This is a genomic window from Saccharothrix xinjiangensis (assembly GCF_039527585.1).
GTDB classification, from domain to species: Bacteria; Actinomycetota; Actinomycetes; order Mycobacteriales; family Pseudonocardiaceae; genus Actinosynnema; species Actinosynnema xinjiangensis.
On sequence record NZ_BAAAKE010000020.1, the window covers coordinates 39,919 to 60,363 of the forward strand.

The window sequence follows — 20,445 nt, forward strand, 5'->3', positions numbered from 1 at the left end:
CCCCGTCACAGCAGGCTCACCCAGTAGTCCCAGAACTCCACCAGCACCAGGCCGGCGATCAGCACGTACCACAGGGCGAGCACTGCGCTGTGCACGCGCCTCAGGGGCGCGAGGGCGGGCCACGTGTCCAGCGTGGTGTACCAGAAGACCGGAATGGTGACGGCCCAGACGACCAGGCAGTAGGGGCACAGGGCGTGGATGTCGTACAGGCTCGCCGCGATGAGCCAGTGCACGAACACCGCGCCGAGGGCGGCGCCGGCGTTGAGGGCGACCCGGTACCAGCGGGGCGGTTCGAACCCGGCGAGCACCGCCACCCCGCTGGTGACCAGGACCGCGAACGCGGCGATGCCGATCAGGGGGTTGGGGAAGCCGAACGCCTCGGCCTGCGGGCTGTCCATGACCGACCCGCAGGAGATGATCGGGTTGAGCGAGCAGGTGGGGACGTGGGCGGGGTCGCGCAGCTTGGCGACCTTCTCCAGCGTCAGCGCGGTGGCGGCGGCCAGGCCGAGGCCGCCGCCGACGACGTGGAGCCGGGCGAGGCGGCGGTTCACCGTGCTCACCCGGCCAGGGCGGCGTCGATCTTCGCGCGCAGCTCGCGGTCGACGTCGGCCGTGGAGCCCCCGCCCGGCTGGAACTCCTCACCGTTGACGAACAGCGTCGGGGTGCTGTTGACGCCGAGCTCCGTCCCGTCGGCGACGTCGCGGTCGATGGTGGCTCGGACCTCGTCGGAGGCCACGTCCGCGCGGAAGCGCTCCAGGTCCAGGCCCGCCGCGGTGGCGTACTCCTCGAACTTCGCGGTCGCGCGGGCGGTGTCGGCGCTGGTGGTCCGACCGTCCACGGCCCACTCCTCGAAGTTGTCGTAGAGGGCGTGGTACATCTCGGCGTGCTTGCCCTGCTTCGCGGCGGCCTCGGCGGCGCGCGCGGCGGGCACCGCGAGCGGGTGCACCTCCAGGGGGAAGTTGCGGACCACGAACGTGATGCGGCCCTGGTAGTCCTGTTCGAGCTTCTTGGTGATGCCCGAGTAGTAGGAGGCGCAGGCGGGGCACTGGAAGTCCAGGAACTCCACCAGGGTGACCCGGTCACCCTCCACCTTGGACAGGGTGTGCGCCCCCGCGGGGACGAGCGCCTCGTTCGACGCGGCGCCCTCGTCGCCCGACCGGTTGACCACCAGCACCCCGCCGATCACCAGGACCGCGACGAGGATGACGACACCCGTGAGGATGACGTTGAGGGAGGGACCGCGGCGCGCGGCCATGATGCTGCGGTTCTTCTTGCGGCTTGTGCGTGACATCGAACACGTCGCTTCTGATCGGGGACGGCTTCTCGTCCAGTTAGTCGGATGACGATCCGAGTAGTTCCGGGAACTCCGCACCTCGTTCACCCGACTGGTGTAGTCGTGAGGGTTGACAGGACCGCTGTGCTCGCGGTCGGCATGGCGGTGTCGTGCGTCACTCACGTCGTCTTGGCGGCGGGTGACGTGCACGGGGTGCTCGGTGACACCGATCCGGGGCGGGTGGCGTCATGGCTGTTCGGGGTGGTCCGGTTCACCGCCGAGGCGGGAGCGGTGGTGGCGGTCGGCGCGCTGGGCTTCGCCGTGTTCGTCGTGCCGTCCGGGCGGGCACGGGGGCTGACCGCCGACGCCTACGCCGCGGTCCGGTTGGCAGCCGGGGCGGCGATCGTGTGGGCTGTCGCGTCGGCGGTGGCGGTGCCGTTGTCGGCGGGCGACGCCTCGGGGCAGCCGCCGGGCGTGGTGTGGGCCCACCTGGGTGAGCTGGTGGCGGCGACGGAGGAGCCGAAGGCGTGGTCGTGCACGGCGGTGGCCGCGTCGGTGGTGGCGGTCGGGGCGCGTTCGACGCTGACGTGGCCGGTCGCGGTGCTGTGGTTCGCGGTGGGCGCGGTGGGGTTGCTGCCGCCGGTGGTGGCCGGGCACCTGTCGGTGGGCGCGTGGCACGACGTGGCGACCGACGCGGTGGTGTGGCACGTGCCCGCCGCCGCGGTGTGGGTCGGCGCGCTGGTGGCGCTGCGGTCGTACCTGCGGCGCCCCGGTGCGGCGGACCGGGAGCGGGTGCTGCGCCGCTACCACCGGGTGAGTGCGGTGTGCCTGGTGGTGCTGGTGCTCAGCGGTTCGGTCGCCGGCCTGGTGGCGGCCGGTCCGGCCGGCCTGTGGTCGGGTTACGGGCTGCTGCTGGCGGCCAAGGTCGCGGTGTGCGCCGCCGTGCCGCTGCTGCGCCGGCGGTGGGGCGCGTCCCGCCCGTTGGGCGCGGAGCTGGTGGCGCTGGGTGTCGCGGTCGGCGCGTCGGTGGGGCTGACGCACCTGGTGCCGCCGTCGTGGCTGGTCTCGCGCCCTTCGGTGCAGCAGACCGTGCTCGGCTACGAACTGCCCCGGCCGCTGTCCGCCGCGGACCTGCTGTTCGGCTGGCGGCTCGACCTGGTGCTGGGCGTGGGCGCGCTGCTGCTGGCCGCCGCCTACCTGGTCGGGGTGCGCCGGTTGCGCGGCCGGGGCGACGGGTGGCCGGTCGGGCGCACGGTGGCGTGGCTGGCCGGGTGCGCGGTGGTGCTGGTGGTGACCTCGTCGGGCCTGGGCCGGTTCGCGTCGGGCACGTTCAGCCTGCACGTGGTCTCCCACATGGCGCTGAACATGCTCGGCCCGGTGCTGCTGGTGCTCGGCGGCCCGATCACCCTGGCGCTGCGGGTGCTGCCGGCCGGGCCGAGGGGGTGGCTGGTCGCGCTCGTGCACAGCCGGGCGGCGCGGCTCGTGGCGCACCCGGCGGTCGCGGCGGTGGTGTTCGTCGCGTCGTCCTACCTGCTGTACTTCTCCGGCCTGTTCGGCGAGGCCATGCGCTTCCACTGGGCGCACCAGGTGATGAACCTGCACTTCCTGGTGTCCGGCTACGTCTTCTACTGGCTGGTCATCGGCGTGGACCGGCCGCCCCGCCCGCTGCCGCACCTGGCCCGGCTGGGCCTGCTGTTCGCGGTGATGCCCTTCCACGCCTTCTTCGGCGTGGTCCTGATGAACACCCGGAGCGTGATCGCCGAGACCTACTACCGGCACCTGGCGCTGCCCTGGGTGCCCGACCTGCTGACCGACCAGCGGCTCGGCGGCGGGATCGCCTGGGCCGCCGGGGAGCTGCCGATGCTGGTCGTGGTGGTCGCGCTGCTGCGCCAGTGGGCCGTCGCCGACCGCCGTGAGGCCACCCGGCTCGACCGCCGCCTCGACAGCGGCGAGGACGACCGGATGGCCGCCTACAACGCCATGCTCGCCGACCTCGCCGGTCGGCGGGACTGAGGAGAACCACGAGATGACCACCACGGTGGACGCGCCGGTCGAACTGGCCGTGTCCGGCATGACCTGCGCGGCGTGCGCCGGGCGCATCGAGCGCAAGCTCAACAGGCTCGACGGGGTGCGCGCCTCGGTCAACTACGCCACCGAACGCGCGATCGTGCACCTGCCCACCGGACTGGGGGCGCACGACGCCGTGGAGGCGGTGCGCAAGGCCGGTTACGACGCGCGGGTGCGCCATCGCGCCGAGGACGACCGCGCCGCCCACACCGCCACCGTGGCCGACCTGCGCCGCAGGCTGGTCGTCGCCGCGGTGTTGGCGATCCCGCTGGGCAACCTGTCCATCAGCCTCGCGCTGGCGCCCTCGCTGCGGTTCCCCGGCTGGGAGCCGCTGTGCGTGCTGCTGGCGCTGCCGGTGGTGGCCTACTCCGCCTGGCCGTTCCACCGGGCCGCGCTGCGCAACCTGCGCCACGGGTCCTCCAGCATGGACACCCTGGTCTCGTTGGGGGTGCTCGCCTCCTTCGGCTGGGCGGTGTGGTCCCTGGCGGCCGGCGCGTCGGGCCCCGGCTACTGGCTCGGGTTCGGCGTCACCGCGGAGGGCGCGGACGCGGTCTACCTCGACGTGGCCGCCGGGGTGACCACGTTCCTGCTGGCCGGGCGCTACTTCGAGACCCGCTCGCGGCGCAACGCCGTCGGGCTGCTGACCGCCCTGGCCGGCCTGGCCGCCAAAGACGCCCGCGTGGTGCGCGACGGCGTGGAGCAGCCGGTCCCGGCCGCGTCGCTGCGGGTCGGCGACCTGTTCGCCGTGCGCCCCGGCGAGGCGCTGCCCGCCGACGGCGTGGTCACCGACGGCGCGTCCGCCCTGGACACCTCGGCCATCACCGGCGAGTCCGTCCCGGTCGACGTCGGCCCCGGCGACCGGGTGGTGGGCGGCACGGTCAACCGCAGCGGGCGGCTCGTGGTCCGGGCCACCGAAGTCGGCGCCAACACGCAGCTGGCGCAGATGAGCGCACTGGCCGAGCAGGCCGCGCAGCGCAAGGCCGCCGTCCAGCGGCTGGTCGACCGGGTGTGCGCGGTGTTCGTGCCCGTCGTGCTGGTGCTCGCGGCGCTGACCCTGGCCGGGTGGCTGGTCACCGGGCACGGCACGCGCGAGGCGTTCACCGCCGCGGTCGCCGTGCTGATCATCGCCTGCCCCTGTGCGCTGGGGCTGGCCACCCCGACCGCGCTGATGGTCGGCGTGGCCCGCGCGGCGCAGCTCGGCGTGCTGATCAAGGGCCCCGAGGCGCTGGAGGCCACCCGCGCCGTGGACACCGTCGTGCTCGACAAGACCGGCACCATCACCACCGGGCGCATGGCCGTCGTGGCGACCGCCGCGTTCGCCGACGCGCCGGAGCGGGACGTGCTGCGCTGGGCGGGCGCGGTGGAAGCGGCCTCCGAGCACCCAGTGGCCGCGGCCGTCGTGACCGCCGCGGGCGAGGGGCTGCCTGCCGTGACCGGGTTCGAAGCGCTGGTCGGCGCCGGGGCGCGCGGCGAGGTGGACGGCGCGCCGGTCGTCGTGGGCACGGCCGCGCTGATGGCCGAACTCGGTGTCACCGCGCCGCAGCAGGCCCACCGGTGGCTCGACGACCTCGGGACGGCGACCGGCGTGCTCGTCGCCCGCGCGGGCGCCGTGGTGGGTGGCATCGCCGTGCGCGACACCGTGCGCCCGTCCGCGGCCGACGCCGTCGCCCGCCTGCACGCCCTCGGGTTGAAGACCGTGCTGCTCACCGGCGACGGCTCCGCCGCGGCCCGCGCGGTCGCCGACGAGGTCGGCGTCCCCGACGTCCTGGCCGGCGTGCGCCCCGCGGACAAGGTCGCCGCGGTCGAAGCGCTGCGCGCCGCCGGGCGCCGGGTCGCGGTGGTCGGCGACGGCGTCAACGACGGGCCCGCCCTCGCCGCCGCCGACCTCGGCATGGCGATGGCGCGCGGCAGCGACGTCGCCGCCCAGGCCGCCGACGTCATCCTCGTCCGCGACGACCTCCACGCCGTGCCCGACGCCGTCGAACTGGCCAACCGCACCCTGGGCACCATCCGGGGCAACCTCGCCTGGGCGTTCGGCTACAACGCCGCCGCACTCCCCCTGGCCGCCTTCGGCCTCCTCAACCCCCTCATCGCCGGTGCGGCCATGTCCCTGTCCTCGGTGCTGGTGGTGGCCAACAGCCTCAGGCTGCGCGGCTACCTCCCCGACAGGAGCGCGGTGGGAACCGGGTGACCGGCGCCGGGAACCGGAGCGCGCCGCCACCCGACTACATGGATGCCGGCTGAGCGCTCCCGATGGGATGACCGGTGGTGACGCGGAGGGCCGGACGAGCCTCTCGGCCCTCCGCCTACCGCGCCGCGGGGACGACCAGGACGGACCCGCGTGCCCCCGGCGGCGCCGCACGCCTCGGCCGGGAACCGCGCGGGCCGCCCGCACGACTACCTGGACATCGTCGCCGCACCCCGCGCTCCGACGCGTTCGGGCAGGGCCGGAAGCGGGAACCGGTGATCACAGCGCCTTCGCCGAGGACCGCCCGTTGCCGATGAACCGCGCACCACACCACTTCACCAGGAGCACCCCGACCATGCCGGTCCGCCTAGGACGCCCGCGCGCACCCGGCGGCGCCCTCGTCGCCACCCGCCTGTCCACCGCCGTCACCGCCGGTCCTGCTCGGGCGCACGTCGAACCGGCGCCCGCCACCGCGGTCAAGGGCAGGGGTGGCGCCCCGGGCCCGTCCGGCCTCCTCGTCGCCGCGCGGCGCCCGGCGACCTCGGTGGCGTGATGAGCGGCGCCGGTGTTGCCGGGGTGGGCACCCAGTCGGTGCTCATCGTCCTGTTCGACGGTGTGCAGCCCCTCGACGTGGCGGGGCCCCTGGACGTCTTCTCGGTGGCGGCGCGCTTCACGGGAACCGCGAGCGCGCCTCCCTACGTCGTCCGCACGGCGTCGCTCGGGGGCGAGGCGGTGCGGGCCGCCGGGGGTCTGCGGCTGGTCCCCGACCTCGACCTGGCCGATGCCGAGGACCCCGACCTGCTCCTCGTGCCGGGTGGACCGGGCGTGGAACGCGTCGACGACCGGCTCGTGGCGTGGCTGCGCGCGCGTGCCCCCGGTCTGAAGCGGGTGGTGTCGGTGTGCACCGGGGCGTGGCTCCTGGCCGAATCCGGGCTGCTCGACGGCCGCCGGGCGACGACCCACTGGGAATCCTGCGCCCACCTCGCCGACAGGCATCCCCGGGTGCGGGTCGACCCGGAGCCGATCTTCGTCCGGGACGGCCCCGTCTACACCTCGGCGGGGGTCATCGCCGGGGTGGACCTGGCCATCGCGCTGGTCGAGGAGGACTTCGGTCGCGCGGTGGCGCACGAGGTCGCCCGGCTCCTGGTGGTCTTCCTGCGCAGGCCGGGCAACCAGGCGCAGGTCAGCGTGCAGCTCTCCGCCCAGGTCGCCCGCTCCGACCCGCTTCGCGAGGTCCAGTACTGGGCCGCGGCGAACCCGGCGGCCGACCTGTCGGTCCCCGCGCTGGCGCGGCGCGCCGGTCTGTCACCCCGTCAGTTCGCCCGCGCGTTCACCGAGCAGGTCGGGATGCCCCCGGGCCGCTACGTCGACCTCGTCCGGTTGGAGGCCGCGCAGCGCATGCTGACCGACACCCGCGACGGGGTGATCGGCATCGCGCGCCGTTGCGGGTACGGGACGCCGGAGACCATGCGCCGCGCGTTCATGCGTGAACTCGACGTCTCCCCCACGGAGTACCGCCGCGCGTTCGCCAATTCGTCGGCGATCGACCCCGGTCCTCGATGATCACCGCGCCGCGTGAGCCCCGCCCACCGGGTGGCAGATTTGTTGGCCTGCACGACATGGGCCGCGTGACGTGACGCCCCTACGCTCGTGGTCGAACGACCGAAGATCGCTGACTGCGGGCCACCGCGGCCCGAGGCGCCCGATCCCCGCCGCCGCGGGGTCATCCCGGCCTGGCCGACCCCTCGACGCCGGAAGGTGGACCTGGAGATGTTCCTGGCATCACTGCGATCCGCGCGACCGAACGCGAGGCGGCGTGCCGCCGCGGTGCTCACGGCCACGGCGGGCCTGCTGGTCGCCGGTTGCGGCTCCGGCGACCCGGTGGAGCCCGGATCGGGTGGCACGGCGACCTCGGTGGGACGCGCGGCGCCGACGAAGACGTCGTACCCGCTGACGATCGACAACTGCGGCCGGGAGGTGACGTTCGACCGGCCGCCCGAGCGCGTGCTGATCATGAACGGCGTGTCCGTCGGAGAGGTCCAGACCTACGTCCTGCTCGGTCTCCAGGACCGCGTCGTCGCGAACGCGCAACGCGTCGTCGTCTCCGACGACCCGACGATGGTCGCCGAGGTCGCGAAGCTGCCGACCGGTGGCGCCGAGTGGAACAAGAACTTCGACGTGCCCGCCGAGAAGGTGCTCGAACTCGGGCCCGACCTCGTGGTGTCGACCTGGAGCGGCGGGTTCGACGCCGAGAGCGGGTTCGCCACCCGGGAGCAGCTGGCCGACGCCGGGATCGACTCCTACGTCAACCCGGTCGACTGCGCGTACGGGGCGACGAACCCGTCGGCCGCGGACCAGGCCGCCTACGACCGGCAGTCGATCGAATCGACCTTCGACTTCATCACGCAGACCGGCGTGATCTTCGACCGGCAGCGGGAGGCGGCGGACCTCGTCACCCGGCTGGAGGACCGGATCGCGGCCGTCCGGGACCGCGTCGCGGGCAAGGACCGCAAGAAGGTGCTGCTGACCTACCCCGGCATGGCGATGATGAGCACCAACAACCTGCCCGCCGTGTTCTCCGGCGGCATCTACGACGACGTCATCGAGGCGGCGGGCGGCGAGAACGCCTTCCCGAGCGACGAGCCGAACCCGGAGCTGACGTCGAACCTGAACGCCGAGGCCCTGGCGTCCGCCGACGTCGACGTGCTGGTGATCGGGCTGTCCGACCCCTCCGAGGCGGACGAGGCGGACCAGCTCGCCGACCGGCTGTTCCGGCAATACCCGCAGTGGGAGGCGTCGAAGACCAGGATCTACGCCACCGTCGCCGACGGCGCGTTCCTCGGACCCGCGAACGCCTACGCCGTGGAGAAGATCGCCGATGCCGCGCACCCGCGGTAGCCGCGCCGCGCCGTCGCGCGGCCCGCACCCGGTGGCCGGCCGCGCGACGATCCTGCTGTGCGCGGCGCTCACGGCGGCGCTCGTGGCGGCCATCACCGCCTCCGTGTCGCTGGGGACGGTCACCCTGCCCGCGCGCGACGTGTGGCACGTGATCGCGCGCCACGTCATCGGCGACACCGCCGGCCTCGACCCGCTCCACGACCAGATCGTCTGGGACCTCCGCCTGCCGCGGGTCCTCGTGGCCGCCGTCGTCGGCGCGGGTTTGAGCGTCATCGGGGTCGGTCTCCAGGCGCTGGTCCGCAACCCGCTCGCAGACCCCTACATGCTGGGAGTCACCCCCGGCGCGTCCTTCGGAGCGGTGCTCGTCATGGCTTCGGGCTCCGCGGCGCTGCACGGGCTGGGCGTGACCGGCGGCGCCTTCGCCGCGGCGCTGCTCACCACGGTCGCGGTGTTCCTGCTGGCCCAGCGGAGCGGCCGGCTCGCCGACACCCGGTTGATCCTCTCCGGCGTCGCGGTGGGCTACCTCGCGGTCGCGGCCACGAGCTTCGTGCAGCTCCAGACCAACCCCAACCAGCTCGCGGGCATCATGTTCTGGGTCATGGGCAGCCTCGCCGGAGCCGAGTGGTCCGACCTGCGCATCCCGACGACCGCCCTGGCACTGGGGGTCACCTGGCTGCTGGCGCAGGGGCGCGCCCTCAACGCGCTGATGATCGGCGACGACGCCGCGGCCGGGCTCGGGATCGACGTGCACCGCCTGCGGCGCCGACTGCTCGTGGTGACCTCGCTGATGACCGCGACCGTCGTCGTGGTCGCCGGCGGCCTGGGGTTCGTCGGACTGGTGATCCCCCACATCGCCCGCCTCGTCGTGGGCGCCGAACACCGGCGCGTGCTGCCCACGGCCATGCTCACCGGTGCGACCTTCCTCGTGCTCGTCGACCTCGCGAGCCGCACGGTCGACCGACCCAACGAGCTGCCGGTCGGCATCTTCACCGCCGGCATCGGCGTGCCCGTGCTGCTGTGGCTGCTCCAGCGCAACAGGCGGCGGGAGGGATCGTGATGCGGCTGGAGTTCGCGGGCACCAGCGTCGACATCGCCTCGACCCGGATCGTCTCCGACGTGTCACTCCGGATCGCACCGGGCGAGGTGGTCGGGCTCGTCGGCCCCAACGGCAGCGGGAAGTCCACGCTCCTGCGCAGCGCCTACCGGGTGCTGCGCCCCAGCGCCGGAGCGGCGCTCATCGACGGCGAGGACGTGTGGGGCCTGTCCGCGCGGGAGGCCGCCCGCCGCCGCGCGATCGTCACCCAGCACACCGCGCTCGACGCGGCGTTCTCCGTCCACGAGGTCGTCGCCATGGGACGAACACCCCGCAAGGGCCTGCTCGACCGGGACACCGACCACGACCACCGGGTCGTCGAACGGGCGCTCGACGACGTGCACATGCGCTGGGCGGCCCGGCGGTCGTTCACGACCCTGTCCGGCGGTGAGCAGCAGCGCGTCCTGATCGCCCGCGCGCTCGCGCAGGAGGCCGGGCTGCTGATCCTCGACGAGCCGACGAACCACCTCGACGTGCGCGCGCAGTTCGAGGTCCTCGACCTGCTCCGGCGCCTGGGCCTGACGACGCTCACCGCCCTGCACGACCTCGACCACGCGGTCTCCTACTGCGACCGCGTGGCGGTCATGGCGCAGGGCAGGCTCGTGGCGGTGGGCGCCCCGACCGACGTCCTGACGCCCGACCTCGTGCACGACGTGTTCGGCGTGCGCGCGGTGCTCGACACCCACCCGATCACCGGCCGACCCCGCATCGCGGTCGCCTCCGCCGGCCACGACCCGGCCACCACCTCCCGCGACGACGAACACCTGTGAGCGACGGGCGGGCCGAAGTCCTGGACGGGCGCGGGACGCCCACCGGTTCCCGGTCCGGATCCGACCGGCGCGGCACCACCCGACCGAAGGGGCTCGACATGCAGTTCGCCATCGTTCTCTACCCCGGGTTCACCTCGTTGGACGTCCTCGGGCCCTACGAGGTCCTGGGCCGCCTCCCGGACGCCGAAGTCGTCTTCGTCGCCGACGAGCCGGGCCTGGTCCGCAACGACCTGGGAAGCCTGTCGATCGACGTCGTCGCCACCCTCGCCGACGTGACCGCTCCCGACGTGGTGGTCGTCGGAGGCGGCCCGGGGCAGTTGGAGCAGATGTCCAACACCGGGTTGCACGAGTGGTTGCGCACGGTCGACCGGAACAGCGCCTGGACGACTTCCGTCTGCACCGGAAGCCTGCTCCTCGCCGCCGCCGGGCTGCTCGACGGCCGCCGGGCGACCACCCACTGGGCGGGACTCGACCAGCTCGCCGGGTTCGGCGTGACGCCGTCGAAGCAGCGGGTCGTCATCGACGGCCACTACGCGACCGCGGCCGGCGTGTCCGCGGGCATCGACATGGCCCTGACCCTGGCGGGCCTGATCGCCGGCGACGACGTGGCGCAGGCGGTGCAACTCGTCATCGAGTACGCACCGGAGCCACCGTACGACGCGGGCTCCGTGGATTCCGCTCCGGCGGCCGTCGTCGAGAGCGCGATGAGCAAGTTGTCCGGGTGATCCCCGAGGTCCCTCGTCCGAGGCAGGGTTGATCGGCGACCGCGGGGCAGGCATGTCGACGCACGTCCCGCTTCCGCCGAGGCGGGACGTGCGGTCAGGGAGCGGGTGAGCCGAAGACGGCGTCGTGCGGGTGCGCTCGCGAGGTCGCGATCGCGACCGCCTGCGGGCGACTCGCCCGCAGGATCGGGTACGCCGGCTCGCCGTGCGTGCCGCCGGTGCCGCCGAGGCCGGGCAGGTACGGGGCGTTGGCCAGACGAGCACCCCGTCGTTGCCCGACAGCTCCAGGATGGCTTACCTCCACCGACGCCGCCTTCAGCCGCTCGGCCGGCTCGTCGTACTCACCGCCGTCGGCGGGATCGCCCCCCGGTGAGCTCCCCCAGTCGCGGCGTGGCGAGGTGGGGGTGGAGCCTGCGCAGGAACTGCCCGTCGTGGCTCCACACGAGCGCGACCTCGGGCCCGCCGACCAGGTCGTCGAGCGCCCGGCTGACCTCGCGCAGCGGCAGCAGCGCCGGCCCCGCCCTGGTGACGGTCCTCGCCGCGCCCTCGGTGCGGGCCACGTAGCCGACCTCGTCCAACGCGCCCCAGGCGATGGCCTGCCCGACCAGGCCGCGAGCCCGACGGGCGCGGGCCAGCGCCTCCAGGAAGAGGTTGCCCGCGGTGTAGGCGGCCTGCCCGGCGTTGCCGAACGCCGCCCCGGCCGAGGAGAACATCAGGAACAGGTCGAGGTCGTGCCCGTCGGTGACACGGTCCAGCACCGCGGCGCCCGGCGCCGCCGCGCCGGTTGACCAGCGCGAGGTGCCGGGCGCCGCGGTCGGCCGGCCACCGCGCGGTCTCGGCGCCGAACCCGCCGGCGCCGCCGGTGACGAGGTAGGTGCCCGCCGGGTCCGGCCGGAACCCCGCCGAGGTCGTGCGCTTCCACGCCCAGCTCCAGCAGCAGCCGCTGCTGCGGGTCGACGTTGGCCGCCGCCCGCGGGCTGATCCCGAAGTACTCCGCGTCGAACCCGGCCAGGTCGTCGAGGTAACCGCCCGTGAACGTGTACGACTTGCCCGGCCGCACCTGGTCGCCGTCCCAGTACCGCTGGGTGTCGAACCGGTCCGCGGGCGGTCCGCCCACCACGTCGCGCCCCTGCACCAGCACAGGCCACAGCCCGTCCAGATCGGTCACCCCACCGGGCAACCGGCACCCACACCCACGACCGCGATCCTGTCCGACATGACCGGTGATCGTCGGGCACCGGCCGGCCGGGAGGCGCACGGCAGGGTGTCACCCGCCCGGTATCAGCCCATCGAGTGACATCGACCGCCCGACGGTCACCGGGTCATGAACCGGCGGACCAGGTTGCGGGACAGACGGGGATCAGGCTCTGCACGCCGGCCACGCGCATCAGGCGGACGAGTCGGTCGGGAACGGCCACCAGGACGAACCCGGTGCCGATCTCGGCGGCGTGCTGCCACAGGACGATCGCGGTGGCCAGGCTCGACGAGTCGCAGGAGGTCACCCCCGACAGGTCGAGGACCAGGCCGGGAGCCCCGCCGTCGAGCAACGCCCCGACACGCGAACCCGCTTCCGCCGGGCACCGGGCAGCCCGCCGGGCAATCCGGATCGCGGACGAGTCCGAATCCGCGGTGTTCCGCCGGACCGCTTCGGCACCAGCGAGGAAAGGCACGGACGATGAAGACTCCCAAGACCGGAACGGCACGTGCGGCAGTTCCGCTGGCCGCGCTCGCGTTGGCGTTCACCGCGCCGGCGGTGGCCTCGGCCCACGAGGGGCACGACACCGGTGGCGGACGTGGCGGTGGCACCACCGTCGCCACGGTGCAGTTGCGACCGCTCAACCACAGCGGCGCCGACGGGCAGGGAGCCCTGGTGCTGCGCGGCGATCGGGTGGACATCGCCTTCCGCGTGCGCGGTGTGCTGGCCGGCGCACCGCACGCCCAGCACATCCACATCGGCGCGCAGGGGCGCTGCCCCTCCCAGAACGCCGACACCAGCGGCGACGGCATCGTCAACACCACCGAGGGTCACCCGTTCTACGGACACATCGGAACCTCGCTGACCACCACCGGCGACACCAGCCCGGCCAGCGGCCTGGCCGTCGACCGCTTCCCCACCCCGCAGGGGCGCTCCTACACCTACCGGCGCACCACCACGGTCACCCCGGACGTGGCCAACGACATCCGCAGTGGCAAGGCGGTGCTGGTCGTGCACGGCATCGACCCCAACCGCAGCGGCGCCTACGACGGCGCGGCGCCCAGCGACCTGGACCCGTCCCTGCCGCTGGAAGCCACCTCACCCGCCGCCTGCGGCCCGTTCCGCACCTGGCGGGGCGGCCTGGGCCTCGGCCTGGGTTCGGACCTGGACCTCGGGCTTGACCTGGCGCCCGGTCGGCGCTGAGCCGGCCCGGCCCGCGGAAGCGTGCGCCGGGGCAGGCGCACGCTCCCGCGGGCTGACCCGCCCCCGTCCAGGTGGTCCCGCACCCGTGGCCGATCCGATCGCGCCCCTGCTCCGAACAACTGCCAGTGCCGTGGAGGGAAGGGGTGTCATGCCGGAGCGGGAACGGTCGCTGCGGGGCGTGTCGTCGGGTGTGAACGAGGGTGACGCCCCGCCGGTGCCGGCGGAGGAGTTGCTCGACCGGGTCGCACGGGGTGACGAGAACGCGTTCGAACTGCTCTACGACCGGGTGGCCGGGACCGTTCTCGGGTTGGTGCGGCGGGTCGTTCGTGATCATGCCCAGTCCGAGGAGGTCACCCAGGAGGTGCTGGTGGAGGTGTGGCGCACGGCGAGCAGGTTCGACCCCCGGCGCGGCAGCGCGTCGACGTGGGTGCTGATGTTGGCGCATCGCCGCGCGGTCGACCGGGTCCGCTCGGCGCAGGCCGCGGCGCAGCGCGACCAGCGGGCCGCCGACCTGGGCGTGGTGACCCCGTTCGACGAGGTCAGCGAACAGGTCGCCGGGCGGCTCGAACGCCGCCAGGTGCGGCAGTGCCTGAGCACGCTGACCGAGGTGCAGCGCGAGTCGGTGTTGCTGGCCTACTACCAGGGCTACACCTATCCCGAGGTCGCCAGCTTGCTGACCATCCCCCTGGGCACGGTCAAGACGAGGATGCGCGACGGCCTGATCAGACTGCGCGACTGCCTGGGGGGGACCCGGTGAACGGTGACTCGATCAACGCCGAGCTCCACACGCTGACGGGCGCGTACGCGCTGAACGCGCTGTCGGACCTGGAGAGCCGGGCCTTCGAGGTCCACCTGGCGCAGTGCGCGAGCTGCGCGCGGGAAGTGGCCGAACTGGGCGAAACCGCGGCGCGGCTCGGTTCGGCGGTGCAGGCCCAGCCTCCACCGCAGTTGCGAGATCGGGTGTTGGCCGTGGCCTTCCAGACCCGGCAACTGCCCCCCGAGGTCACCCCGATGGCACAGACCGGCACCGGGTGGGGGCATTGGGCGCGGCGCGCCGGCGCCCTGGCCGCCGCGGCCGGTGTGCTGGTCGCGGTGGGGATCGGCGCGCACGGCGTGCAGGGTGGTCGACACCTGGAACGCGAAGTCGACGCGCTGCGCCAGGTCACCGCCGAGCAGGACCGGTTCGCCGACCTGCTGGCCGCTCCGGACGTCAAGCTCGTCCACGGCGAGGTCTCCGGTGGCGGCACCGGCACGGCCGTGGTGTCACCCAGTCGGGGCGCGGCGCTGTTCCTGGCCCGGGGGCTGGCGGAGCTGCCCGAGGACCGCACCTACCAGCTGTGGGTGATCGGTCGCGGCGGTCCCCGCTCGGCCGGGTTGCTGGGTCCGGCGGCGGATCCCCGACCGCTGCTGGCCCAAGGGGTGACCGCGGCGGACAGGATCGGGCTGACGGTCGAACCACGCGGGGGATCGGCGAAGCCGACCACCGACGCGGTGGTCGTGCTCCCCCTCGCGTGAGCGCACGACCGAACCGCAGGGTCACCGGCGCCGAACACCAGGTGTGAACGAAGCGACCCCTACTCGGCGCCGGGCCGATCCCCGGCCACGACTGTCCATTCCGGTCGCCGCGGCGGTGGGGCTGGTGTCGGTCGCCGCGGCGCTGGCGGCCGGGCACTTGGTGGCCGGGTTCGTCGAACCGTTCGCCTCGCCGTTCCTGGCGGTCGGCAACACCGCGATCGACCTCACCCCCCACCCGGTGAAGGACTTCGCCATCCGGACGTTCGGCGAGGACGACAAGCCGGTCCTGCTGGGCGGGATGGCGGTGGTGATCACGCTGGTCGCCGTCGCGGCGGGTCTGCTGTCACGACGCAGCGCGGTGCCGGGCGCGGTGGTGGCGGCCCTGCTGGGCGTGCTGGCCTTCGCAGCCGTGCTGGCGCGCCCCTCGGTCGGCTCGGCGGGACTGCTGGCGCCGGTGGCGAGCCTGCTCGTGGGGGTGGGGGTGTTCTGGTGGCTGCACTCACTCGCACGGCGTGCCCGTGGCGCGAGGACGCCGATCCAGGACAGCGCACCGGGCAGCACGCCGGAAGGCGCGAGCACCCGCACCGTGGACTGGGACGTGCCGGGGCTGGGTCGGCGACGCTTCCTGGTCACCTCCACCGCCGTGGCGGCGGGCGCCGGGGTCGCCGCCGCGGCCGGGCAGCTGTTCACCGGGCGAGTGGACGTGGAGGCCTCACGCCGGTCCATCCGGCTCTCGCCCGACAGCCTGGCGCCGCCGATACCCGCCGGCGCCGACTTCGCCGGCGACGGCACTCCGGGGTTCATCACCTCCAACGCCGACTTCTACCGGGTGGACACCGCCCTGTCCGTGCCGCGCCTGCGCGCGCAGGACTGGCGGATGCGCATCCACGGCATGGTCGACCGCGAACTCGTCCTCACCTACGACGACCTGATCGGGCGACCGCTGGTGGAGAAGACCATCACGCTGTGCTGCGTCTCCAACGAAGTCGGCGGTCCGTACGTCTCCACCACCAACTTCATCGGCGTGTCGCTGCGCGACCTGCTGCTGGAGGCCGGCGTGCGGCCCGGCTCGGACCAGCTCGCGACCCGCAGCGTCGACGGGTGGACCTGCGGCACCCCCGTCGAGGCGATCATGGATCCGAACAGCGACGCGTTGCTGGCCGTGGGCATGAACGGCGAACCGCTGCCCGTCGAGCACGGGTTCCCCGTGCGGATGGTGGTGCCGGGGCTGTACGGCTTCGTGTCGGCCACCAAGTGGCTGGTGGACGCGGAGTTGACCACCTTCGAGGCCTTCGACCCCTACTGGGTGCGGCGCGGGTGGGCGCAGCGGGCGCCGATCAAGACCATGTCCCGCGTCGACCGCCCGAAGGGCTTCGAGGAAGTGCCCGTGGGCAGGTTCGTCGCCGCCGGCATCGCGTGGGCCCAGCACACCGGGGTCGACAAGGTCGAGGTCCGCCTCGACGAGGGCCCGTGGCAGCAGGCCGAGTTGAGCACCGAGGTCAACATCGACACGTGGCGGATGTGGCGGGTGGAGCTCGACCTCCCGCCCGGCAGCCACACCATCCAGTGCCGCGCCACCGACCGCTCCGGCTACACGCAGACCGACGAGCGCGCCGAACCGATCCCGGACGGCGCCAGCGGCTGGCAGTCCATCGTCTTCACCGCCCAGGCCTGACAGCTCGGCCCCCGGCGTGATCCAACCGTGACCGCGCGGTCGCGATCCGCAGCCGTCGCGGCGCCGAACTTCTCATGAAGAACCCGGAAGCACGACACCGGGACATCAACAAGGAGTGATCCCCCATGCGCAAGACCCCGCGACTGGCCGCCGTCGGCGCCCTCGCTGGCCTGGCCCTCTCGCTGGCGGCCTGCGGCAACGGCGAACAGCCCCCCACCGGTTCCGGTGACACCGCGTCGAGCACCGCCGCCGCGGCCACCACGACCACCTCGTCGTCCATGGCGATGAGCGACGGCGTGACCAAGACCGACGACGTGTTCGGCGCCGGCTGCGCGAGCCTGCCCGCGGAGACGACCAACGAGGGCTCGCTCGACGGCATGGTCGACGACCCGGTGGCCACCGCGGCGAGCAACAACCCGTTGCTCACCAAGCTGGTGGCCGCCGTGACGGCCGCGGACCTGGTCGACACGCTCAACAAGACCGACGCCGGCTACACCGTGTTCGCGCCCTACGACCCGGCCTTCGACGCCCTCGGCGCCGACACCCTCAACGCCGTGCTGGCCGACAAGCCGAAGCTGACGTCGATCCTGACCTACCACGTCGTGCCCCAGCGCATGGACAAGGACGGCATCCTCGACGCCGCCACGCTGACCACCGTCCAGGGCGGCTCGCTCAAGGTCGCCGGTTCGGGCGACGACCTCACCGTCAACGACGCCAAGGTGCTCTGCGGCAACATCCCCACCGCCAACGCCACCGTCTTCGTCATCGACAAGGTCATGATGCCCACGGGCTGACCTCCCGCGGTCAGGTGACGACCCGCGGCCTTCGGGCCGCGGGTCGTCCTCGTGCGCGGCGTGCCGGCGGCGGGATCGCACATCGCGACTTCGACACGAATCGATGACGAGCCGGCGGCGTTCACCTCCATCGCCAATCCGGCGGGGCGCACCGACCGAACCACAGGGGAAACCGGCAATCCAGCACGGTCGGTCCGACCCGCACGGCGAGGGCACGACCTGGGAGAAGAGGATCGATGACGACGCGCGCCACCGGCAACACCAGTGCGGAGAAGAGCCTTGTGCAGAAGTTGGCCGCCACCGTGGGGGCGGTCTTCCTGCTGGTCGGCGTTCTGGGGTTCATCCCGGGCGTCACGACCGACTACGGGCAGCTCAGCTTCGCCAGCCACCACTCCGAGGCCATGCTGCTGGGCCTGTTCCAGGTATCGGTCCTGCACAACGTCGTCCACCTGCTGTTCGGCGTCGCAGGACTGGTGCTGGCGCGTTCGGCCGGCGGAGCGCGGGTGTTCCTGATCGGTGGTGGGGTGATCTACCTGGTGCTGTTCCTCTACGGGTTGGTCATCGACCACGACAGCGCCGCGAACTTCGTACCGGTCAACACCGCGGACAACCTGCTGCACCTGGCCCTGGGCCTCGGCATGATCGCACTGGGTGTCCTCACCGGCCGCCGCGCCGTCCACACGACCGCCTGACCCTTCGCGGCACCGGAACGGACGCCAGGGCACCGGAGCGCTCCCGATCCGCCCGGGTGGTCGAGCGGGCCGCCGTCGGCGGCGCGGTCGGCTGAGCGCTTGGTGCCGCGGTACGACACGGTGGCGGGGGCCTCCGGCGAGTCTGCCGGAGGCCCCCGGTGCGGATCAGAGGCTCGCGGTGAGCACCACCTCGCCGTCGTCGCCGAGGACGGCGAACCGCGTCGCGTCACCGCGCAGCACCGAGCTGTTGAGGTTGCAGGTCATCGGCGCGTCGCCCGTGCCGACGAAGGCGCCGGCGGACGCTTCCCTCCCCTCGCGGTCGGTGACCACGACGCGGTAGGCCCGTCCCGCGGTGAACCCCGACGCCGTCAGCTTGATCTCCACGCCCCACGTGTGCGGCACGAGCGCCGCCCGTGCCCGCACCCCGGCCCCCGCCTGGACCGCGACCGGCTCCAGCGGGAGCGAGGGTTGTCCCGCGTACCAGCCGATCCCGCCCGACACCAGCGAGACCAGGACCGCCGCCGCGGCCGTGGCGCCCCACCGGGGCACCCGGCGACGGCGTTCGGCACGCACCCGCGACACCACCAGCTCCCCGAGGTGCGGCGGCACGGGCGCCTCCCCGGTGACCCGGTCCGGGTCGACCAGGCGCAGCAGCTCGGCGACCGGTCGCAGCTCGACCACCTCCGTTCGGCACGCCAGGCAGCCGTCCACGTGCGCCCGCACGGCCGGCTCCTGCTCCGGCGGCAACTGCCCCAGCACGAACGCGCCCAACTGCTCGCGGAACGGATCCGGGCTCACGGTCGCACCCCCATCTCCTCCAGGGCCAGGCGCAACGCCTTGAGGCCGAAGAACACCCTGCTGCGCAGCGTGGCCTGCGGGATGACCAGCTCGGCGGCCACCTCCCGGTAGGACCTGCCGCGCAAGTAGGTCTCCACCAAGGCGATCCGGTGGTCCGCGCTGATCCGCGTCAGCGCCTCCTCCACCAGCCACCGGTCCAACGCCGCGTCCGCGAACCCCGCGTCGGCCTGTTCCGGCGCCCGCTCCGAGCCCGCCGGGCGGACCCGCCGCAGTTGGTCCAGCACCGCGTTGCGGGCGATGGCGAACAACCACACCCGCAGGCTCGCCAGCTCGGGGTCGAACCGGTCCGCCGCCCGCCACGCCCGCAGGAACACCTCCTGCACCACCTCCTGCGCCGCGCCGTCGTCGCCGAGCTGCCGGTAGGCGTACCGGTACAGCTCCGGGCCGTGCGCGGCGTACGCCGCCCGGACCCCGTCCTCGGCAGCCAGGTCGAACCGCTGTCGTTCGATCATCCCCGCGCCCTCCCCTCCGCTCACTGGACGTACGCGGCAGGAAGCCGAAGGGTTTGAGCCGGCTTTCAACACAACTGCACCGGGGTGCGTATACACGGGCAATCCACGCACCCAGGAGGACCCATGCACTCCACCCGCACAGCCGCGCTGGTCGTGGCTGCCGCCCTCGCGGCGGTCGTCGTCGCGCCGGGCACCGCGAACGCCACCGGTGGCCGAACCGCCGACGTGCACCTGCTCACCGAGGACGGCACGCTCACCACCGGCTCGTCGGCCCTGCCCCTGCTCGGGCGCCGCGTCCGCGTCCGGGGCCTCGACCAGCACGACCGCCTCGTCGGCATCGACGTGCGGCCCGCCGGCGGCGCGCTCTACGGCATCGGCAGGTCCGGCCGCCTCTACACCGTCGATCCGCGCACCGGCCAGGCCACCGGGATCGGCGCGCCGGTCGTGCTGGAAGGTCGCGCGGTCGGTTTCGACTTCAACCCCACCGTGGACCGCATCCGCCTGGTCACCTCCACCGGGCAGAACCTGCGGCTGCACCCCGACACGGGCGCGGTGGCGGCCGTGGACGGCGCCCTGGCCTACCCGGACGCCCGCACGACGCCGAAGGTCGCCGCGGCCGGCTACACCAACAGCGTCGCCGGCGCCACCAGCACCACCCTCTACGCCATCGACTCCGCGCGCGGCACCCTGGTCACCCAGGGCACCCGGGCCGGCGTCACCCCGGTCGTGTCACCCAACACGGGGCAGCTGTTCACCGTGGGCCGGCTCGGCGCCCGCATCGACGCCGGCAACGGCTTCGACATCTCACCCGACGGCACCGCCCTCGCCGCCTCCGGCTCGGCGGTCTACCGGGTGGACCTGGGGACCGGACGCGCGCGGCTCGTCGGCCTGGCACTCGGCAACGTCGTGGGCCTGGCCTTCCGCGCCTGACCGGCGGGGTGCGGGTCACCCCCGACCCGCACCCCGGTGCGCCGGCGAAGCGGCCGGTGTCACCGGTGCCGTGGCCGCCGGCCGCCCGGGTCGACCTCGCCGAGCGGGGACCGCCCCGCC

21 protein-coding genes and 1 pseudogene are annotated in these 20,445 nt (G+C 73.8%); 15 read left to right on the forward strand and 7 right to left on the reverse strand.

The features are described from left to right. Positions 1–5: 5 nt before the first annotated feature. Both ABD223_RS30255 and ABD223_RS30260 read right to left on the reverse strand, forming a co-directional pair. Complete coding sequence (locus ABD223_RS30255; RefSeq protein ID WP_344040111.1) at positions 6–551, reverse strand: vitamin K epoxide reductase family protein; 546 nt, start codon at positions 549–551, stop codon at positions 6–8. Positions 552–556: 5 nt separating this feature from the next. Then, entirely contained in the window at positions 557–1,291 is a 735-nt protein-coding gene (locus ABD223_RS30260; protein ID WP_344040017.1) for a DsbA family protein, read from the reverse strand. A 105-nt stretch (positions 1,292–1,396) separates the two neighbouring features. On the opposite strand from ABD223_RS30260, the gene ABD223_RS30265 reads away from it, so the two are divergent. The 8 genes from ABD223_RS30265 to ABD223_RS30300 all read left to right on the forward strand — a co-directional run bounded on the left by ABD223_RS30265 (position 1,397) and on the right by ABD223_RS30300 (position 11,014). After that, complete coding sequence (locus ABD223_RS30265) at positions 1,397–3,286, forward strand: cytochrome c oxidase assembly protein (RefSeq protein ID WP_344040018.1); 1,890 nt, start codon at positions 1,397–1,399, stop codon at positions 3,284–3,286. Positions 3,287–3,299: 13 nt separating this feature from the next. After that, a complete protein-coding gene (locus tag ABD223_RS30270; protein WP_344040019.1) occupies positions 3,300–5,531 on the forward strand; it encodes a heavy metal translocating P-type ATPase in 2,232 nt (743 codons plus the stop codon). 310 nt (positions 5,532–5,841) lie between these two features. Beyond that, on the forward strand, positions 5,842–6,081 hold the full coding sequence (locus tag ABD223_RS30275) for a hypothetical protein (RefSeq protein WP_344040020.1): 240 nt from the start codon (positions 5,842–5,844) through the stop codon (positions 6,079–6,081). After that, entirely contained in the window at positions 6,081–7,091 is a 1,011-nt protein-coding gene (locus tag ABD223_RS30280) for a GlxA family transcriptional regulator (protein WP_344040021.1), read from the forward strand. The genes ABD223_RS30275 and ABD223_RS30280 overlap by 1 nt, the downstream gene beginning before the upstream one ends. A gap of 207 nt (positions 7,092–7,298) precedes the next feature. Next, the gene (locus ABD223_RS30285) at positions 7,299–8,426 is read left to right on the forward strand and encodes an ABC transporter substrate-binding protein (RefSeq protein WP_344040022.1); all 1,128 of its coding nucleotides are present in this window, start codon (positions 7,299–7,301) and stop codon (positions 8,424–8,426) included. Continuing rightward, positions 8,407–9,483: a FecCD family ABC transporter permease gene (locus ABD223_RS30290; protein WP_344040023.1), complete on the forward strand. Its 1,077-nt coding sequence runs from the start codon at positions 8,407–8,409 to the stop codon at positions 9,481–9,483. The genes ABD223_RS30285 and ABD223_RS30290 overlap by 20 nt, the downstream gene beginning before the upstream one ends. Beyond that, on the forward strand, positions 9,483–10,289 hold the full coding sequence (locus ABD223_RS30295) for an ABC transporter ATP-binding protein (protein WP_344040112.1): 807 nt from the start codon (positions 9,483–9,485) through the stop codon (positions 10,287–10,289). The genes ABD223_RS30290 and ABD223_RS30295 overlap by 1 nt, the downstream gene beginning before the upstream one ends. Positions 10,290–10,387: 98 nt before the next feature. After that, a complete protein-coding gene (locus ABD223_RS30300; RefSeq protein ID WP_344040024.1) occupies positions 10,388–11,014 on the forward strand; it encodes a DJ-1/PfpI family protein in 627 nt (208 codons plus the stop codon). Between the two features lie 338 nt (positions 11,015–11,352). Here the strand turns inward: ABD223_RS30300 and ABD223_RS30305 are convergent, their stop codons facing one another. The 3 genes and pseudogenes from ABD223_RS30305 to ABD223_RS30315 form a co-directional block, all read right to left on the reverse strand. Then, positions 11,353–11,769: a KR domain-containing protein gene (locus ABD223_RS30305; RefSeq protein ID WP_344040025.1), complete on the reverse strand. Its 417-nt coding sequence runs from the start codon at positions 11,767–11,769 to the stop codon at positions 11,353–11,355. A gap of 161 nt (positions 11,770–11,930) precedes the next feature. Then, positions 11,931–12,269 (reverse strand): annotated as a pseudogene (locus ABD223_RS43685) (beta-ketoacyl synthase N-terminal-like domain-containing protein); the annotation flags it as partial. Positions 12,270–12,333: 64 nt separating this feature from the next. Continuing rightward, positions 12,334–12,558 carry an STAS domain-containing protein gene (locus ABD223_RS30315; RefSeq protein ID WP_344040027.1) on the reverse strand — a complete coding sequence of 75 codons (225 nt, stop codon included), beginning with the start codon at positions 12,556–12,558 and terminating at the stop codon, positions 12,334–12,336. Between the two features lie 128 nt (positions 12,559–12,686). Between ABD223_RS30315 and ABD223_RS30320 the strand changes: the two genes are divergently transcribed. From ABD223_RS30320 to ABD223_RS30345, 6 genes are all read left to right on the forward strand, one after another. After that, a complete protein-coding gene (locus ABD223_RS30320; protein WP_344040028.1) occupies positions 12,687–13,409 on the forward strand; it encodes a hypothetical protein in 723 nt (240 codons plus the stop codon). A gap of 148 nt (positions 13,410–13,557) precedes the next feature. Beyond that, entirely contained in the window at positions 13,558–14,166 is a 609-nt protein-coding gene (gene sigK / locus ABD223_RS30325) for an ECF RNA polymerase sigma factor SigK (protein ID WP_344040029.1), read from the forward strand. Further along, the gene (locus ABD223_RS30330) at positions 14,163–14,924 is read left to right on the forward strand and encodes an anti-sigma factor (RefSeq protein ID WP_344040030.1); all 762 of its coding nucleotides are present in this window, start codon (positions 14,163–14,165) and stop codon (positions 14,922–14,924) included. Before sigK ends, ABD223_RS30330 begins: the two co-directional genes overlap by 4 nt. Positions 14,925–15,048: 124 nt before the next feature. Then, the gene (locus ABD223_RS30335) at positions 15,049–16,599 is read left to right on the forward strand and encodes a molybdopterin-dependent oxidoreductase (protein ID WP_344040031.1); all 1,551 of its coding nucleotides are present in this window, start codon (positions 15,049–15,051) and stop codon (positions 16,597–16,599) included. A 125-nt stretch (positions 16,600–16,724) separates the two neighbouring features. Beyond that, a complete protein-coding gene (locus ABD223_RS30340) occupies positions 16,725–17,393 on the forward strand; it encodes a fasciclin domain-containing protein (RefSeq protein WP_344040032.1) in 669 nt (222 codons plus the stop codon). Positions 17,394–17,629: 236 nt separating this feature from the next. Then, the gene (locus ABD223_RS30345) at positions 17,630–18,085 is read left to right on the forward strand and encodes a DUF4383 domain-containing protein (RefSeq protein ID WP_344040033.1); all 456 of its coding nucleotides are present in this window, start codon (positions 17,630–17,632) and stop codon (positions 18,083–18,085) included. Positions 18,086–18,250: 165 nt separating this feature from the next. On the opposite strand, the gene ABD223_RS30350 is transcribed toward ABD223_RS30345, so the two are convergent. After that, positions 18,251–18,883, reverse strand: a complete 633-nt coding sequence (locus tag ABD223_RS30350) for an anti-sigma factor family protein (RefSeq protein ID WP_344040034.1) — start codon at positions 18,881–18,883, stop codon at positions 18,251–18,253. Further along, the gene (locus tag ABD223_RS30355) at positions 18,880–19,395 is read right to left on the reverse strand and encodes a sigma-70 family RNA polymerase sigma factor (RefSeq protein ID WP_344040035.1); all 516 of its coding nucleotides are present in this window, start codon (positions 19,393–19,395) and stop codon (positions 18,880–18,882) included. Before ABD223_RS30355 ends, ABD223_RS30350 begins: the two co-directional genes overlap by 4 nt. Positions 19,396–19,518: 123 nt before the next feature. On the opposite strand from ABD223_RS30355, the gene ABD223_RS30360 reads away from it, so the two are divergent. Then, complete coding sequence (locus ABD223_RS30360; RefSeq protein ID WP_344040036.1) at positions 19,519–20,325, forward strand: DUF4394 domain-containing protein; 807 nt, start codon at positions 19,519–19,521, stop codon at positions 20,323–20,325. Positions 20,326–20,445: the final 120 nt, after the last annotated feature.